This is a genomic window from Devosia pacifica, from assembly GCF_014652635.1.
GTDB lineage: Bacteria > Pseudomonadota > Alphaproteobacteria > Rhizobiales > Devosiaceae > Devosia > Devosia pacifica.
Genome location: NZ_BMZE01000001.1, coordinates 953,294 through 969,965, shown reverse-complemented (window position 1 = coordinate 969,965; position 16,672 = coordinate 953,294). Strand labels below are relative to the sequence as shown.

Annotated in this window: 17 protein-coding genes; 7 read left to right on the top strand and 10 right to left on the bottom strand. The window is 61.6% G+C overall.

Features of this window, described 5'->3' with window-relative positions:
- Window positions 1-83: 83 nt before the first annotated feature.
- Together IE127_RS04885 and carB are read right to left on the bottom strand one after the other, a co-directional pair.
- Window positions 84-872 (bottom strand): nucleotidyltransferase domain-containing protein, encoded by a 789-nt coding sequence (locus tag IE127_RS04885; RefSeq protein ID WP_189423915.1) that lies wholly within the window; start codon window positions 870-872, stop codon window positions 84-86.
- Between the two features lie 76 nt (window positions 873-948).
- A complete protein-coding gene (gene carB, locus IE127_RS04880; protein ID WP_189423913.1) occupies window positions 949-4,266 on the bottom strand; it encodes a carbamoyl-phosphate synthase large subunit in 3,318 nt (1,105 codons plus the stop codon).
- 326 nt (window positions 4,267-4,592) lie between these two features.
- Between carB and IE127_RS04875 the strand changes: the two genes are divergently transcribed.
- Entirely contained in the window at window positions 4,593-5,306 is a 714-nt protein-coding gene (locus IE127_RS04875) for a DUF1428 domain-containing protein (RefSeq protein ID WP_189423911.1), read from the top strand.
- Between the two features lies 1 nt (window position 5,307).
- Here the strand turns inward: IE127_RS04875 and IE127_RS04870 are convergent, their stop codons facing one another.
- Both IE127_RS04870 and clpS read right to left on the bottom strand, forming a co-directional pair.
- Complete coding sequence (locus tag IE127_RS04870) at window positions 5,308-5,640, bottom strand: DUF3140 domain-containing protein (protein ID WP_189423909.1); 333 nt, start codon at window positions 5,638-5,640, stop codon at window positions 5,308-5,310.
- A 115-nt stretch (window positions 5,641-5,755) separates the two neighbouring features.
- Complete coding sequence (gene clpS / locus IE127_RS04865) at window positions 5,756-6,064, bottom strand: ATP-dependent Clp protease adapter ClpS (RefSeq protein ID WP_189423907.1); 309 nt, start codon at window positions 6,062-6,064, stop codon at window positions 5,756-5,758.
- Between the two features lie 194 nt (window positions 6,065-6,258).
- Here clpS and IE127_RS04860 point away from each other — a divergent pair, with 194 nt between their 5' ends.
- Genes IE127_RS04860 through IE127_RS04850 form a run of 3 tightly spaced genes read left to right on the top strand, consistent with a single transcriptional unit; the run spans window position 6,259 to window position 8,514 of the window.
- Complete coding sequence (locus IE127_RS04860; protein WP_189423905.1) at window positions 6,259-7,095, top strand: aldo/keto reductase; 837 nt, start codon at window positions 6,259-6,261, stop codon at window positions 7,093-7,095.
- Between the two features lie 10 nt (window positions 7,096-7,105).
- A complete protein-coding gene (locus tag IE127_RS04855) occupies window positions 7,106-8,083 on the top strand; it encodes an aldo/keto reductase (protein WP_189423903.1) in 978 nt (325 codons plus the stop codon).
- 44 nt (window positions 8,084-8,127) lie between these two features.
- A complete protein-coding gene (locus IE127_RS04850) occupies window positions 8,128-8,514 on the top strand; it encodes a pentapeptide repeat-containing protein (protein WP_189423902.1) in 387 nt (128 codons plus the stop codon).
- Here the strand turns inward: IE127_RS04850 and IE127_RS04845 are convergent.
- The 3 genes from IE127_RS04845 to IE127_RS04835 are packed head-to-tail and all read right to left on the bottom strand — an operon-like array spanning window position 8,509 to window position 11,273.
- A complete protein-coding gene (locus IE127_RS04845; RefSeq protein ID WP_189423900.1) occupies window positions 8,509-8,982 on the bottom strand; it encodes a GNAT family N-acetyltransferase in 474 nt (157 codons plus the stop codon). The two genes, IE127_RS04850 and IE127_RS04845, sit on opposite strands and share 6 nt — an antisense overlap.
- A gap of 12 nt (window positions 8,983-8,994) precedes the next feature.
- Window positions 8,995-10,524, bottom strand: a complete 1,530-nt coding sequence (locus IE127_RS04840; protein WP_189423898.1) for a permease — start codon at window positions 10,522-10,524, stop codon at window positions 8,995-8,997.
- Complete coding sequence (locus tag IE127_RS04835; protein ID WP_189423896.1) at window positions 10,521-11,273, bottom strand: ABC transporter ATP-binding protein; 753 nt, start codon at window positions 11,271-11,273, stop codon at window positions 10,521-10,523. The genes IE127_RS04840 and IE127_RS04835 overlap by 4 nt, the downstream gene beginning before the upstream one ends.
- Window positions 11,274-11,393: 120 nt before the next feature.
- On the opposite strand from IE127_RS04835, the gene IE127_RS04830 reads away from it, so the two are divergent.
- On the top strand, window positions 11,394-12,014 hold the full coding sequence (locus IE127_RS04830; protein WP_189423894.1) for a DNA methyltransferase: 621 nt from the start codon (window positions 11,394-11,396) through the stop codon (window positions 12,012-12,014).
- A gap of 43 nt (window positions 12,015-12,057) precedes the next feature.
- Here IE127_RS04830 and cfa read toward each other — a convergent pair whose 3' ends face one another.
- Window positions 12,058-13,170 carry a cyclopropane fatty acyl phospholipid synthase gene (cfa, locus tag IE127_RS04825; RefSeq protein WP_189423893.1) on the bottom strand — a complete coding sequence of 371 codons (1,113 nt, stop codon included), beginning with the start codon at window positions 13,168-13,170 and terminating at the stop codon, window positions 12,058-12,060.
- A gap of 160 nt (window positions 13,171-13,330) precedes the next feature.
- Between cfa and IE127_RS04820 the strand changes: the two genes are divergently transcribed.
- Complete coding sequence (locus IE127_RS04820; RefSeq protein ID WP_189423892.1) at window positions 13,331-13,525, top strand: hypothetical protein; 195 nt, start codon at window positions 13,331-13,333, stop codon at window positions 13,523-13,525.
- A gap of 73 nt (window positions 13,526-13,598) precedes the next feature.
- Here IE127_RS04820 and IE127_RS04815 read toward each other — a convergent pair whose 3' ends face one another.
- Window positions 13,599-14,027, bottom strand: a complete 429-nt coding sequence (locus IE127_RS04815; RefSeq protein ID WP_189423891.1) for an organic hydroperoxide resistance protein — start codon at window positions 14,025-14,027, stop codon at window positions 13,599-13,601.
- Window positions 14,028-14,164: 137 nt separating this feature from the next.
- On the opposite strand from IE127_RS04815, the gene IE127_RS04810 reads away from it, so the two are divergent.
- The gene (locus IE127_RS04810) at window positions 14,165-14,638 is read left to right on the top strand and encodes a MarR family winged helix-turn-helix transcriptional regulator (RefSeq protein WP_189423890.1); all 474 of its coding nucleotides are present in this window, start codon (window positions 14,165-14,167) and stop codon (window positions 14,636-14,638) included.
- Here the strand turns inward: IE127_RS04810 and IE127_RS04805 are convergent.
- Window positions 14,635-16,617, bottom strand: coding sequence for a bifunctional 2',3'-cyclic-nucleotide 2'-phosphodiesterase/3'-nucleotidase (locus tag IE127_RS04805; RefSeq protein ID WP_189423889.1), 1,983 nt, complete (start codon window positions 16,615-16,617; stop codon window positions 14,635-14,637). The two genes, IE127_RS04810 and IE127_RS04805, sit on opposite strands and share 4 nt — an antisense overlap.
- Window positions 16,618-16,672 lie beyond the last annotated feature (55 nt).

Here is a 16,672-nt window from a genome sequence, read left to right as displayed (position 1 = left end):
AGGGCGTTTCGCGCCAGTTGCAAATGCGAAAGCCGATTGTATGGGAGGCGGCACAAGGGGAGTATTGGTGCGCGGATGAGGCTTCAGACGGAATCCGGCAAGCGGCGCCAATGGGCGGGAGCGTGGGCTGTATAGCCCTCCATCAGAAGGCCACCATGGGGAGCGAGGGCCGTCTCCACGACGCGTTGCAGATCGCTCATGCCGCGAGATGCCAGCACCTCTATGGTGGCGGTTTCGAGGGCGGAAGCAAACTGGGCATCATGCGCAGCAAGGGCACGGGCGATGCCCTTGCCATTTCCGCCGTACTTGCCGGCAGCACGCAGGACGAAGTCGGCCAAGGCCCTATGAAGTTCGGTGGCGATCGCAAGGCGCTCATCGGAGGGGCGCTGACCGGCGAGATCATCCAGCAAATTTGTGATCAGGTATCGCCTGCGGTCGATCGCCTCGCGATCAATGGCTGGCGGACCGAGGGCAAGCACACGGTCCGCCATTGCCTTTGCGTCTGACAACAGACGTTGCGGCATGCCGGGGACCGGAAGACCGTCCCGCACCAAGTTGGCTAGCGTCGACAGCCCGGAGGCGCGGTCGAGGTCTTCGAGGAAATAGGCGAGAGTACCGAGGTCGTGGACGAATGCTTCAATCAGGACGCCGTCGGCCCGCTCGGTGGTTCGCCATGCACCGGCATCCAGCTTCGGGTAGACGATAACGAGATCGAGGTCCGAGCCCGGCTGGGCGGTGCCAGTCGCTGTCGAGCCGGCGAGAAGCGCCGTATCTGCGTCCGGAAAGCGATGCGGGACGTAATCGGCGAGGAATGCCAGCGCGGCCTCTGGGCTCATGGCTCGAGGAACGATCGTGGTTTCTGCGCTACTCATGATTGCGCCTCCCGCCAGTGTTGTAGCGGGAGGCGCTTGAGGGGGGCAAGCAGGCAAAGGCTTGCCGGGTTTCGCTTTAGGCCGCGAAGTAGTCCTGCAGCGAACGAACGCCAAGGCTGCCATCGCTGTAAGCTATGATGCCTTCGACAGCAGCGACGGCGCCGGGGACCGTGGTATAGTACGGGATCCGCGAGTGCAGCGCCGTGCGGCGGATATCGCGGCTGTCGGATATCGCCTTTGTGCCATCCGTGGTGTTGATGACGATCTGCACGCCGCCATTCTTGATCGAGTCAACGATGTGCGGACGACCTTCGAGCACCTTGTTGATGCGCGTTGCCTCGATGCCGTTTTCGACGAGATAGCGCTGCGTGCCGCCGGTTGCGACGATCTTGAAGCCGGCGCCCTGAAGCTGGCGGATGGCGTCGAGGATCTGCGGCTTGTCTTCATCGCGGACCGAGATGAAGGCGGTGCCCGAGGTCGGTACGCGCTGGCCGGCGCCAAGCTGAGACTTCGCAAAGGCCATGGCGAAATTGCTGTCGAGGCCAATGACCTCGCCGGTGGACTTCATTTCCGGGCCAAGCACGGTGTCGACGCCCGGGAAGCGCGAGAACGGGAACACCGCTTCCTTGATGGCGATATGCTTGAAGGTCTTTTCGACCAGCTCGAAGCTCGCGAGGCTTTCACCGGCCATGATGCGGCTGGCGATCTTGGCGAGCGGCACGCCGATGACCTTGGCGACGAACGGCACGGTACGGCTGGCGCGCGGATTGACCTCAAGAATGTAGATCGTGCCGTCCTTGAGCGCGTACTGAACGTTCATCAGGCCGCCGACCTTGAGGCCGCGTGCAAGCGCCGCGGTCTGGCGTTTGAGTTCATCAATGATCTCGGGCGACAAATGCTGCGGGGGCAGGGAACAGGCGCTGTCGCCGGAGTGAATGCCGGCTTCCTCGATGTGCTCCATGATGCCGGCGACGAACACATCTTTGCCATCGCACAGCGCATCGACGTCGATTTCGATCGCGCCGGAGAGGTAGCCGTCGAACAGCAGCGGATTGTCGGACAGCACCGAATTGATCTGGCCGGTCTTGTCGTTGGGGTAGCGCTCTAGGATTTCCGGCGGCACCAGGCCGCTGAGGGTTTCCTGGATGTAATGCTCGAACCCGGAGGGGGAATGAACGATCGCCATGGCGCGGCCGCCAAGCACGTAGGACGGGCGGATGACCAGCGGATAGCCCAGGCGCTCGGCGATCAGGCGCGCCTGTTCGAGCGAATAAGCAATCCCGTTCTTGGGCTGTGTGAGCTCCAGACGGTTGAGAAGACGCGAGAACTGATCTCGGTCCTCGGCAAGGTCGATCTGCTCGGGCTGGGTGCCGAGGATCGGAACGCCAGCCTTCTCGACGGCTTCGGCAAGGTTAAGCGGGGTTTGACCGCCGAACTGCACGATGACGCCGTGAACGGTGCCGTTCTGCTTTTCGGTCTCGATGATCTCGATGACGTCTTCTTCGGTGAGCGGCTCGAAATAGAGACGGTCCGAGGTGTCGTAGTCTGTCGAGACGGTCTCCGGATTGCAGTTGACCATGATGGTTTCGTAGCCGGCATCTGCAAGCGCAAATGCGGCATGGCAGCAGCAATAATCGAACTCGATGCCTTGCCCGATGCGGTTCGGTCCGCCGCCAAGGATGATCACCTTCTTGCGGTCGGACGGCATTGCCTCGTCGGACGGCTGGCCGGCGAAGGGGGCCTCATAGGTCGAGTACATGTAGGCGGTGGGGGAGGCGAACTCAGCCGCCGATGTGTCAATGCGCTTGTAGACCGGGCGCACGCCGAGGGCGCGGCGCTTCTTGCGCACTTCCGAAGTCTTGGTGCCAGCGAGCTCGGCGAGGCGCGCATCGGCGAAGCCCATGCTCTTCAGGTCGCGCATGACGTCGGGATCATCCGGCAGGCCGTAGGCACGCACCTTGGCTTCGACGTCGATGATGCCCTTCATCTGCTCGAGGAACCACGGATCGATCTTGCAGGCGGCGTGGATTTCCTCAAGGCTCATGCCAAGCCGCATGGCTTCGCCGACATATTGCAGGCGCTGCGGCGTGGGTGTCGAGATGGCGGCCTTGATCGCGTTCTTGTCCTCGCCTTCGCTTTCGCCGAGGCCGGGAATGGTCAGCCCGTTGAGGCCGGTGAGGCCTGTTTCGAGGCTGCGCAGGGCCTTTTGCAGCGATTCCTGGAAGGTGCGGCCGATCGCCATGGCTTCGCCGACCGACTTCATCGAGGTGGTCAGGCGGTTATCGGCGCCGGGGAATTTTTCAAAGGCGAAGCGCGGAATCTTGGTGACGACATAGTCGATCGAGGGTTCGAACGAAGCGGGGGTGGCGCCGCCGGTGATGTCGTTCTCCAGTTCATCGAGCGTGTAGCCGACGGCCAAGCGCGCCGCGACCTTCGCGATCGGGAAACCGGTGGCCTTCGAGGCGAGGGCTGAAGAGCGCGAGACGCGCGGGTTCATTTCGATGACGATCATGCGCCCGTCTTCGGGGTTGATCGCGAACTGCACATTGGAGCCGCCGGTCTCGACACCGATCTCGCGCAGAACCGCCAGCGAGGCGTCCCGCATGATCTGGTATTCCTTGTCGGTCAGGGTCAGCGCGGGGGCCACGGTGATCGAATCGCCGGTGTGCACGCCCATCGGGTCGAGGTTCTCGATCGAGCAGATGATGATGCAGTTATCGGCTTTATCGCGCACCACCTCCATCTCGTATTCCTTCCAACCGAGCACCGATTCTTCGATCAGCACTTCGTTGGTGGGCGAGGCGTCGATGCCGTTCTCGCAGATCGAGAGGTATTCTTCCTTGTTGTAGGCGATGCCGCCGCCGGTGCCGCCGAGCGTAAAGGAGGGGCGGATGATGGCGGGCAGGCCGATGACCTCGAGTGCCTGCAAAGCCTCGATCGAGTTATGCGCCAGCATCGAGCGCGGCGTGTCGAGCCCGATCTTGGTCATCGCATCGCGGAACAGCTCGCGATCCTCAGCCTTGTCGATGGCATCGGCGGTGGCACCGATCATTTCGACGCCAAACTGCTCCAGTACACCCATCTTGCGCAGCGACAGCGCGCAATTGAGCGCTGTCTGCCCGCCCATGGTCGGCAGCAGTGCGTCTGGGCGTTCCTTTTCGATGATCTTGGCGACGACCTCGGGCGTGATCGGCTCCATATAGGTGGCGTCGGCCAGATCGGGGTCGGTCATGATGGTGGCCGGATTCGAGTTCACCAGAATGATCCGGTAGCCCTCGGCCTTGAGCGCCTTGCAGGCCTGCGTACCGGAGTAATCGAACTCGCATGCCTGCCCGATGATGATCGGCCCCGCACCAATGATGAGGATGGATTTGATGTCGGTGCGTTTCGGCATTGTCTCGCTCTGATCTGTGGCGTTTGGTCGGGCCGGTCACCCGGGCCTGCCACCCAACCAACCCGCGCGAAAATCGCCGCGGCGCACTCGGGCGCGGCGCTGGGACAGATGAGGTGGCTAGGCGGGCTCTCTAACCGATGCACGCGGCGATGGGAAGGGGCGGGACGACGCATTCCGCCGGCGCGTTGAATTCCGTTGCGCCTGTGTGGGCAAAGCGGGACGGCGTCCTGGCTTTAGGCCGTGCTCGTTTCGTGTTCTAGTTTCGACATGGAGTCCGAGTTAAAGTCCAGGGCCGCGCCTTGATGCGCCAGCGAGGGGACACGAGAATGCAGTATGTCGATGGTTTCGTCACAGCAGTGCCTGCCGACAACAAGGATGCCTATAGCAAGCACGCCAAAGAGGCTGCACCACTGTTTCGCCAGTTCGGCGCGGTGCGCTTCATGGAGTGCTGGGGCGAAGCGGTGGAGCGCGGTGAGGTGACGGATTTTTACCGCGCGGTGAAAGCCGAGCCCGGTGAGGTCATTGTCTTTTCCTGGGTGGAGTATGAGACCAGGGCTGCGCGCGACGAAGCCGGGCGCAAGATGGAAACTGATGAAGCTTTCGCCAAGATGGGCGAGACCATGCCATTTGATGCGACGCGCATGATCTATGGCGGGTTCGAGGTGCTGAGCGACGCCGGGCCGGGCGGCAAACCCGATTATATCGACGGCGCGGTCATTGCCGTACCGACAGAGAACCGACAACTTTATACCGACCTGATCCAACAAATGAGCGCGCTGCTGATCGCCAATGGGGCGCTGCGAGCCGTCGATTGCTGGGGCGATGATGTTCCCGAAGGCAAGACCACGGACTTTCGACGCGCAGTGAACGCGGGCGAAGACGAATCGGTGGTCTTTTCCTGGGTGGAGTGGCCATCGCGGGCGGCGCGGGACGCAGCCTGGGACGAGATCTACAAGGACCCCAGTCTCGCGGACATGCCGGAGGCATTCGACATGAAACGGATGATCTTCGGCGGTTTCCAGCCGATTGTGGAAGCCTGAGTTATTTCAGCGGGTCGTGCCCGCAGTTCATCAGAGCGTGCCGCCAGTATGCCAGACCGGCTGCATCATCGGGACGCCGTACCAGATGGCGATGCACGCACTCGATGATCCTGCGCATATGCAGGTAATCGTCGATGGTGAGCTGCGAGACCGGTTTCGTCTTGATCTCGAGCGACAGCCGTCCGAGCTCCTGTTCGAACGGCTCGCCGCCTCCATCCGACCGCGCCGCCTGGCGGCTCTCTTCCGTATCGAGCCATTCAGCCAGCTCGGCCGGCGTCATATTCACAACTTCGGCGAAGTCCCTTCGCAGGTCGCGTGAATCTTCATCCCTCATGAGGTTCCCGCTAAGGCGCTGTTTTCGCTTTATCCAAGGATGCCCGCAAACTGGAAGCCGCACAACAGGCGAGGGTGCGACACAGCCGTTCGCTGCCGGACAAGGGGGCGCCGCGCTACTCCTCAGGTTCGGTGGTGAACAGCAGGGGGTAGCCCTTGTTTCGAGCCGCTTCGGTAGCGCGGGTGGCCTTGGTTTCGGCCACCTCCTTGGTGAATACGGCTACAACACAGGCGCCGCGCATATGCGCTGTCAGCATCACGTGATGCGCCTGATCCTCGCTGAGGCGGAATTCGCCCTTGAGGATACGGACCACGAACTCGCGTGGCGTGAAGTCGTCATTGACGAGAATGACCTTGAACAGAGGCGGTCTTGCCGTCTTTTTCCTGGTCTCGGTTCTCGGTTTTGTGGTGCTTTCGTCGGCCATCGTCGCTCACGCTTTGGCGGAGAAGGATGCTGCTTACCAGATTCTGACGGCGGAATCACGACTGACGGCTGAGGGCAGGCCAAACGAAACTTTTCGGCGCCCGCAGGGTTTGGTCTGGCGACGCTGCACACTAAGGTGCATGCCCTGCCAAGCGCCGCTGGCGCACTTCAACGAACACACCGAGGAGGACACACATGGTCCAGGTACCCGAGATCGCGCTCAACGATGGCAACACGATTCCGCAGCTCGGGTTCGGCGTGTGGCGACTGGAGGACGACAAGGCCCCTGAAGTCGTCGGCGCGGCGCTCGATGCCGGTTATCGGCATATCGACACCGCCGAGGGATACTCCAATGAGGGTGGTGTCGGCGAAGCGATCAAGAATTCCGGCCTAGCGCGTGAGGACGTTTTCGTCACCTCGAAGCTGCGCAACGGTGCCCATGAGCGCGACCAGGCGTTGGCGGCATTCGACAAGAGTCTTGAGCTGCTGAAGCTCGATTATCTCGACCTGTTCCTGATCCATTGGCCGGTGCCGCAGCAGGACAAATATGTCGAGGCATGGAAGACGCTGATCGAGCTCAAGGAGCAGGGCCGGGTTAAATCCATCGGCGTTTCGAACTTCCTGCCCGAGCATCTGGAGCGCATTCAGCGCGAGACGGGCGTGACGCCGGCAGTCAACCAGATCGAACTTCATCCATACTATCAGGAGCGGGGAAACCGCACGCTGCACGCGGAAAACCAGATTGCCATTGAAAGCTACAGCCCGCTCGGCAGCGGCGCCGTGCTTGGGGACGAGACGATTGCTGAAATCGGCAAGGCCCACGGCAAAAGCGTTGCGCAGGTGATCATCCGCTGGCACCTTCAACAGGGCCTGATCGTGCTGCCGAAGACAGCGACGGTGTCACGCGTGCCTGAGAATTTCGATGTGTTCGATTTTGAGCTCAGCCCGGATGACATGTCCAAGATTGACGCGCTCGACAAACCCGATGGCAAGACGCTGCCCACATCGGACAAGATGAACAACACGTTCTAGAGGGTTACGGATGGAATATGTGAAGCTTGGCAAGACCGGCCTAGAGGTCTCGCGCATCTGTCTTGGCTGCATGAGCTTCGGTATTCCCGACCGGGGCGGACATCCATGGACAATGGAGGAAGAGGCCAGCCGGCCTTTCCTCCGCCAGGCGCTAGATGCCGGGATCAATTTCTTCGATACCGCCAATGTCTACTCGGACGGCACCAGCGAGGAGATCGTCGGACGGGCGCTGACCGATTTCGCCCGGCGCGAGGACGTGGTGATTGCGACGAAGGTTCATGGGCGGATGCGCGAGGGCGCGAATGGCGGCGGGCTGTCTCGACGGCATATCCTCGAACAGATCGATGCCAGCCTGAAACGGCTGGGGACTGACCACGTGGATCTTTATCAGATCCACCGCTGGGACGCCTCGACGCCGATCGAGGAAACGCTCGAGGCGCTGCATGACGTCGTGAAGGCGGGCAAGGCACGCTATATCGGGGCTTCTTCAATGTATGCGTGGCAGTTCACCAAGGCGCTCTACACGCAGAAGATGAACGGCTGGACGCGGTTCGTTTCAATGCAGGACCATGTCAATCTGCTGTACCGCGAAGAAGAGCGTGAAATGCTGCCGGTGTGCGAAGCGGAGGGCATTGGCGTATTGCCGTGGAGCCCGCTGGCCCGCGGCAAGCTTGCACGGCCATGGGGCGAAAGCACACGCCGCGAAGAGACCGACCAGATGGTCTCGCGGCTTTACAGCAAGACCGAGGATGCCGACCGGCAAGTTGCCGAGGTGGTCGCGGACCTAGCTGAAAAGCGTGGTGTGAAGCGCGCACAGATTGCGCTGGCGTGGTTGCTGTCGAAACCGGCGATCACATCGCCAATCGTTGGTGCGACGAAGCCGGAGCATATCGATGATGCCGTGGCGGCGGTGGGCCTAGAGCTCAGCGAGGACGAAATCGCCGCGCTCGAAGCGCCATACATTCCGCACGCGATCGTCGCGCACTGACGGTAAAGGCCTATCTGGCCCAAGCATGGACGGGGAGACGCGCGTTGAGCGAAGCGGAAAAACGAGACCCGTTTGATGGGCCGCAGATGCAAGGCGAACAGTTTAGCCGGGCCGATATGGCAGGCGCCAACTTCGACGGGCTCAACCTCGAAGAGGCTCGCTTTTACGCAGTATTGAAGAAAGCGCGGTTCGCTGACACGACGCTCGAAGAGGCAGATTTTGACGATGCCAACCTCGCGAACGCGCGCTTCAACAATGTGAATCTGAGTGGCGCTACGATCACAAACGCAAATCTAAGCGGGCTAACCATCAGTGATGTCACGCTGAAGGATGCAACCATAGAGAACGCGGATCTGACAGGCATGCGGATCAACGGTATCCTCGTGACCGATCTGCTCAACGCTTACGAAAAGGCTGCAGGTTCTTCATAGCATCAGCTTGAAGCCTTCGTGTGAGGCTTCAAAGCCGAGGCGTTGGTAGAAGCGGTGTGCGTCCTTGCGAACCTTGTTTGAGGTTAGCTGGACGAGGCCACAGCCGCGCTCGCGGCAGTGGGCGATCGCCCATTCCATCATCTTCGTACCGATGCCGGTGCCTCGCTGATCGGCGCGGACATGGACGTTCTCCAAGAGGCCGCGCGTCATGCCGAAGCGCGGCAGGCCGGGGATGATGCTGAGCTGAAACGTACCAACGACCTCTCCTTCGTGCTCGACGACGAACAGGTCATGGTCGGGGTGGGCGGCGATGGCTTCGAAGGCTGCGCTGTAGCGCGGGTCGCGGTAGGCGACGGGGTCCGGCTCAATCGGGCCGTTGGCGTTACCGGCGTCGGAAAGCGCCAGAACAGCCTCCAGATCCGCAATGGTGGCACGGCGGATCGGCAGATCAGTTGAAGTCTTGAGCATGGTTTTGGCGACTCAGTGGCGTTTCGGCGCCATCATGCGCGCAACGCCGAAAATCAAAAGCGCCAGAATGGCCGGAGCAATGGCAGCGACCGTGCCGGCTGCCCATAGCGCCCCGGTGCCGGCCCACATGATTGAGACGAATGCTTCGCTGATGGTGGCAACGCGTGATGCGGTCTGGCGGCGACGGAACAGGGCGCGGCGCGAGACAGTGCGAAACCACAGCTGGATTGCCGTGGCCGAGCCGGTGGCGAGGGCCGCGCAAATTGCGGTGACGAGCGCCATATGCGGGTTTTCGAATGCAATCAGTGCCAGAAGCGGCAACAGGATAACACCGACGACGCTGAGGACGGATTCGACTTTGGCGCGAAGGACCTGGCGCGGCGAGATGGGGGCAGTGACGACCAGATCGTGCGCATCCTCGCCAGAGATTGCGAGCCAGGCCAAGCCGCCAGCGAGCTGACCAGAGGCCATGACCAGAACCGGAACGACGACGACATAGGTGCCGGCACTGGCACCGTAATTGACCCACAACAGAACGGCGGGTGGCAGCAGATAGAGCAACTGCATCAGGGTTTGCGAGATCAACCAAGGATCACGCGCGAGAAGGCGCCACTCCTTGACCCGCAGCGACTGCATTTGCGTGCGCTGGCGGAAGCGTGTCGTCTTGCGGTGTTTTGCCGAGGGTCCGGCGACGGTGGTGGCGGCGATGGCGAGGCGGGCATAACTGCTGCCGGAGGCGGCGACGGTGGCGACAAGCGCACCGAGCCCCGCGATTATCACCAGCATCAGCGCCGCCGCATCGCCCATGGCGGCGCGTGCGGGCAGCCAGACGAGGCTTGCAACGGGCGGTGCCGACGCAATGATTTCCGGCGCGGTGAAGAGCGTGAAGCGGGAATAGCTGCCGAAATGGAGGATCGCCGCGACCTGAATGCCGACAACGAACCCGGCGCCGACGATGGCGGCAAGGATTTGGGCGACAAACCGCGTGCGCTTGGGGCCGACCAGCGCGAACAGCCCGGAGGTGACGAGCACTGCAAGCGCGGCGACAAGCGCGCCGAGAGCCGCGAGGACCAGGTAGGCCGCCAGCCAGTGCGCACCATCGAGAAGCGCCAGCGCGTTGATCAATGGCGAGGCGAGGAGGCAGCTCAACGCCATAGTACCGGCGGCAACCGCGGCGCTGCGTACCGCGAACAGCCGAGCCGCCGAGGCAGGCGAGGACAGGATCAGTTCAAGATCCGAGCGCGCATAGTAGGCCCGCGTGACCGATTCCAGCGCTTGGGAGAACATGACCGCGCCAAACAGCAGCCCGAAACCGCTCAGCATCATGAAGGTCTGCTTGTCCGGCCCGATACCCTGATCCGCCCATGAGACCACCAGACCGAGGGCCAGCAGGTGCAGTAGCGCGATGGCTATAAATACGGCGACAATGACGCCGATGGCGCGGCTGCGGCGTCCGCCAGTCAGCATCGTCGTGAAGTCGCGCCAAGCCAGCGACACTTCGTGCTGCGCGAACCAGGCAAAGCTTGTCGGCGCGGCGCTCACGCGGCGGTCTCCGTCGGGCGGGCGGTGACAAGATCGAGAAAGATCTCCTCGAGCGTGGTGTGTCCGCCGCCAATGCGGGTACGCAACTCGCCGAGCGTGCCCTCGGCGACGAGTCGGCCGCCATACAGTACGCCGATCCGTTCCGCCATGCGCTCGGCGACTTCGAGGATGTGGGTGGTCATGACAACGGTGATGCCGTTGCGGGTCTTCTCGCGCAGCAGATCCTTGACCTTGCGGGCGGAGCCGGCATCGAGGCCGGTCAATGGTTCATCAAGAATGATCAGGCGCGGTTCGTGCACCAAGGCGCCGGCGAGGGCAACCTTTTGCAGCATGCCCTTGGAGAACCCGCCGCAGCGGCTGTCGGCAACATCGGTGAGGTCGAGCCATTCGAGCAGCTCTTCGGCACGATGGCGCGCCGTTGAGGCCTCGACCTGCCAGAGACCGGCGACGAATTCGAGGTATTCGAGAGGGGTGAGGCGATCATAGACCATCGGCTCATCAGAGACCCAGGCGACGAGCCGCTTTGCGGCGACCGGGTCCTTCAATGCATCGACGCCGAGAACCGAAATTTCACCGGCGTCGGGCGCCAGCAGACCGGCTATCATTCGCAGGATTGTGGTCTTGCCGGCGCCGTTGGGCCCGAGCAGCGCATAGAATTCGCCTTGGCGAATGGCGATATCAAACCCGTCGATGACCGGCTTGTCGAAGCTCTTGGCGAGTCCTGATATGGAAAGCGCAGGCGAGGACATGGCAGATGCTCTGGTTGGATAGGCACAAAGCTTAGGACCGAGGCACTTGCAGGGACGTGAAGCGGAAAGGTTAATTTCCGTTGCCATGTTGGTTGAAGCGATGGCTCGGGAGATCAGCGCATGGGCGATGTCTGGATGCTCGATGGTGGGCTTGAGCCTATTACGTTCGATGATTTTGCCGAGGACCGCTCGCCGCTTGAACTCACTCAGCGGGTGATCAGCACGTTCAGTGCAGAGGGGGACTGGGTTCTCGACCCGTTTGCCGGGTTTGGAACGACCTTGTCTGTGGCGCAGGCGCTAGGGCGGCATGCCGTGGGATTTGAGCAGAACCCGAAACGCGCGCTGTTTGCGGGCGAGGGGCTTGTCCCACCGAACCGGATCGTGAATGCGCCGATACAATCGATGCTGGATGACGGTGGATACGATCGGTTCGACCTGTTGTTCACAAGCCCACCCTATCCGATGGTGAACCTCAAGGATGACCCATGGGGTCCAAGCTATTTTGGCGATATGGCGCAGATATTCTTTGGGTTGCGCGGGTTTATGAAGCCGGGAAGCGCAGTGGTCGTTGAGGTCTCGAATGTGAAAACCGAGGAGGGGTTTCGGCCACTGATCGCCGAGTTCGGCGCGTGTCTGCGCGCAGGGTTGCGGCAGACGAACGAGATCGTGCGGATCAATACCGGGCCAACGCCGGCAGGGCCGGGCACACACTACAGTTGTCTGCTAGTGTTCGAGGTTTAGCCAAGCGGGTTACCGAGGCAGGCGAGAATTCCCTTGTTCTGGCTCATCGCTGGGTCAGGTAGCCGTCGGGGACCCCGGAGGGGGAGAAGACGAACTGCCAGACCTGAATGGCGCGGGCGCGGAAGCCGCCGGCGCAGCACAGGAGGTAATATTTCCACATGCGGTAGAAGCGCTCCGCTTTGGGGCCGTTGTGGCGCGGCCAGTTGCGGTCGAAATTTTCATACCAGGCGACAAGAGTCCTGTCGTAGTGCGGGCCGATATTGTGCACGTCGATGGTGGTGAACAGCCCGTCGATCGCTTCACCGATCTGCGCCATAGAGGGGATGACCCCGCCGGGAAAGATGTACTTTTCGAGCCATGGATCGATGGTGCTTGTGGTCCACTGGCTGCCGATGGTGTGCAGCATGAACAGGCCATCGTCAGAAATGACCTCGCGGGTCTTTTCGAAGTACGCGCGGTAGTTCTTGTAGCCGACATGTTCGAACATGCCCATTGAGACGACGTGGTCGGCCTTGCCGGTGAACTCGCGATAGTCCTTGACCTGAAACTCGATCGGCAGGCCCTTGTAGCGTTCCCTACCGTACGCTGCCTGATCCGGCGAGACTGTGACGCCGACGCAATTCGCGCCGTATTTTTCGGCAGCAAAGCCCATGAAAGCGCCCCAGCCGCAGCCGATATCCCACACGGTCTGGCCGGGCTTAACGCCGATCTTGCGACAGACCATGTCGAGCTTGGCTTCTTGCGCCTCATCGACATTGCTCACGCCTTCGGGCCAGTAGCCGCATGAGCCGGTCATCCGCTTATCCAGCGAGGCCTTGTAGGCGTCGGTTTCGCTATAGTGCATCTCGGCGACGCGCCGCGACCGGGAGACGGTCTGCATGTTGAGAATGCGCGCCTGCAGGGTCTGCCAGACGAGATTGAGGGAGGGACGAAACTCCTTGTCGATGGTGCGGCGGATGGCGCGGTTGAAGAACTCCGCCATGTCATCGACGTCCCACCAGCCATCCATATAGGCCTCGCCAAAGCCGAGCGTGCCCTGTGCGAGAAAGCGCTGGTAGAGCCGTTCGTCGTGGACCTGGATGTCCCACGGCTCGGGGCCGTTGACAGTGATACCCGCATCCGCGAGCAGGCGGGTGATTGTAGGCTTTGCATCCATGGCAGACACGTCCTGATGCCGGACAGGGAGGAATGCAGGATTGGAGCAAGTTTAACCGGTGAATTCAAGCGGCTTGGAAAAGTGCCGGAGGACGCGACGGCTGAGGAACTTAGTCCCTTACCGTACGTTCTGAGTCGCCCAACAGGCGAAGGAGATCTGAATGGCTGACCGTGAAACCGTGATTGTCGAGCGCAAGACCAACCCGCTGGCGATTGTAGCCGGGATTGTTCTGGTGGTCGCGGTGGCGCTCATCGCCTATCTGATCTTTTTTGGCGAAGGCAACGAAAATGTTGGCGGTACCGCCGACGTTGATGTGCCTGCCGTCAGCGTCGAGGTGGTGCCGGACGGCGAGTGACCGTCACAGGAGCCCCCGCGCTTTAGCAAGCGGCCCCAATAGAGGGCCGCTTTTTTGTTTCCGGGACGCAGCCTCAGGCGACTTCGAGCTTCACATCGACATTGCCGCGGGTGGCGTTGGAGTATGGGCAGACCTGGTGAGCCTTCTCGACCAGTTCCTTTGCCTCAGCGTTTTCCATGCCCGGGATGGTGATCTTCATTGCAACGGCAATGTTGAAACCGGCGCCATTGGCGTTCTCGCCGAAATCGACCTGCGCTTCGATGCTGGTCTCATCAGGAATCTTGACCTTCTCGTTGCGCGCGACAGCCTTTAACGCGCCGAGGAAGCAGGCGGAGTAGCCGGCGGCAAAGAGCTGTTCGGGGTTGGTGCCGGGGCCGTCATTGCCGCCCATGGCCTTGGGCGTATCGAGATCGACTTCGAGCCGGCCGTCATCGGTCCGGCTGTGGCCGGTGCGGCCGCCAGTGGTGGTGGCGTGGGCGGAATAGACAGCGGATTTGATCATTTCGGATCTCCTGTAGAAAGCTACCCTGCTTATGTAGTGTACAATTTAATTGTGCGCAATCTAAATTTTCGGTACAGTTCCGATGATGACGCCTGAAGCGGTCAGCCGCCTCAGGAACCGCCGTTGGGAGTGCATTGATGAGCGATACCGAGATTGACCCGCTGCGTCTCGACAGGATGCTGTGCTTTGCGATTTATGCCGCGGGCCACGCCTTCAACCGGTTCTACAAACCGCGGCTTGATGCGCTGGGGCTTACATACCCGCAATATCTGGTGCTGCTGGTGCTGTGGGAACAGGATGGGTTGAGCATCAAGATGCTCGGGGAACGATTGATCCTCGATTCCGGCACGATCACTCCGCTTGTGAAACGCATGGAGACGCGCGGGCTGATGCGCCGCGAGCGCGATCATGAGGATGAGCGGGTGGTGCGGGTGTACCTTACGGAAGAGGGGCGAGCACTGCGCCAACGCGCACTATCGATTCCGCTCGAGGTGGCCGGAGCGACGGATTTCGATCTCGATGCGATCGACCAACTGCGCATGGCGCTGGAGCAACTGCGCGAGAAGCTGGATGCCGGGCCCGACGATATCGCCGGGCCCGGAGAACGTTAGAGCGTGATGCGGTAGGCGCCGAAGCCGGTATCGGTTTCCTCGACATAGCTGACATCGATGGCGGTGACGCTATCGATGCGCTCCTGCGCGCTCGGGCCGGTCTCGAAGAGGACCGTCGTGTCACCCTCGATCTCGGCCAGCGACCAGTTGTCGTCGGCGGACGGATTGATCGAACCGTTCTCGACGATGTAGCGCACGATGATATCGCGATTGGTATCCGGGCCGACGAAGACGATCTTGTCCGGGCCGATGCCGGGGAAGGAGCCGCCGCCGCCAGCGCGATAGTTGTTGGTGGCGACGATAAATTCTTGCTCCGGATCGATCGGGGCACCGTCATAGCTGAGATCAACGATGCGGTTGGCGTCTGGATTGATCTCGTTGCCCTCGGAATCATATTTCGAGGGCTGGGTGATATCGATCTTGTAGGTGACGCCGTCGATCACGTCGAAATTGTAGGACGGGAATTCCTGATTGATCAGCGGAGCATCGGTGGCGCCGGGTTCTACCTGATTGAAGATGCCGGCTGAGCGCTCGAGCCAGTTCTTGACATCGGCGCCGGTGATCTTCACCGCGTGGATGGTGTTCGGGTAAAGGTAGAGATCGGCGACGTTCTTGATGGCGACTGGGCCGACCGGAACGTCGGTGTAATAGTCCGGGCCACCACGACCGCCGGCCTTGAACGGGGCTGCAGCGGACAGCAGCGGGAGATCACCCCACTCCTCGTTCTGCATGATCTGTTCGAGGTACCACATCTGCGCGATGTTGACGATCTGCACCGATGGGTCATCGGCGACGAGGGCGAAGTAGGAGTGAAGCGGCGCTTCGGTCTCGCCGACAGGCCGGCGGATATAATCGAGCGTTTCCCTGTGTTCGTCCTCAATGGCGGCGACGACTTCCGGCTCGTTCTCGACGGTCGGGGTGACTGTGCCATCGACGCGCTCATAGATCGGGCGGGCTTCAGAGGTATGCGAGGCGATGGTCCAGGCGCCCTCGGCATCGCGTTCCAGCAGAAGGTCGACAAGGCCCATATGGCTGCCCCAGAAGCCTGCCATGACGGCGGGCTTGCCGTTGAGCGTGCCGGCTTCAGCATCGACGTTCTCGACGTCAGCGAAATCCGGGCCGGGGAACACCAGGTGCTGGTGGCCGGTGAGGACGACATCGATACCCTCGACTGCGGCGAGATAGAGCGAGGCGTTTTCCATGCCTGGCTCGTAGCCTTCGCCATTGATGCCGGAGTGCGAGAGCGCGACAACAATATCCGCGCCTTCTTCGCGCATCCTCGGGACCCAGGCTTCGGCGGTCTCGACGATATCGCGAACCGCGACCTTGCCCGCGAGGTGCGCGGCATCCCAGGTCATGATCTGGGGTGGGGTGAAGCCGATGACGCCGATGCGAATGGTGTGGGTGTCACCGGCACCGTCGACGAGATCTTTCTCAAAGATGGAATAGGGCGGATAGAGCGTGTCGTCCGCGAGCGGGTCCGCGCCGAGTTCGGTGCCATTGACGACATTGGCGAGAACGACGGGGAAGTTGGCGCCGGCCATTGCCGTATCGAGGAACTCGAGGCCGTAATTGAACTCGTGATTGCCGATGGTGCCAGCGGCGTAATCGAGCGTGTTCATCGCTTCGATGGTCGGATGCAGATCGCTGCCATCGATGCCGCGCTCATAGGCGACGTAATCGCCCATCGGATTGCCCTGGATGGTATCGCCGTTGTCAAACAACACGGCGTTTCCGGCTTCAGAGCGGATCGATTCGATGATCGAGGCGGTGCGCGCCAGACCGGACGTATCGGTCGGGGCGTCGGAATAATAATCGTACGGCATCAGCGCCACGTGGATATCGGTGGTCTCCATGATGCGCAGATGCGCCTGGTTGGCCTGGGCGCGCACGGCATAGGGATGCATGACGGCAGCCGCTCCGAGGCTGGCGCTGCCGGCAAGGAAAGTCCGGCGGCTGATCTTGGGAAGGAAATTCATCGAATATTCTCCTGAATAGGGTCCCCGAATATCGGAAAACAGGCGAGTCGCCACG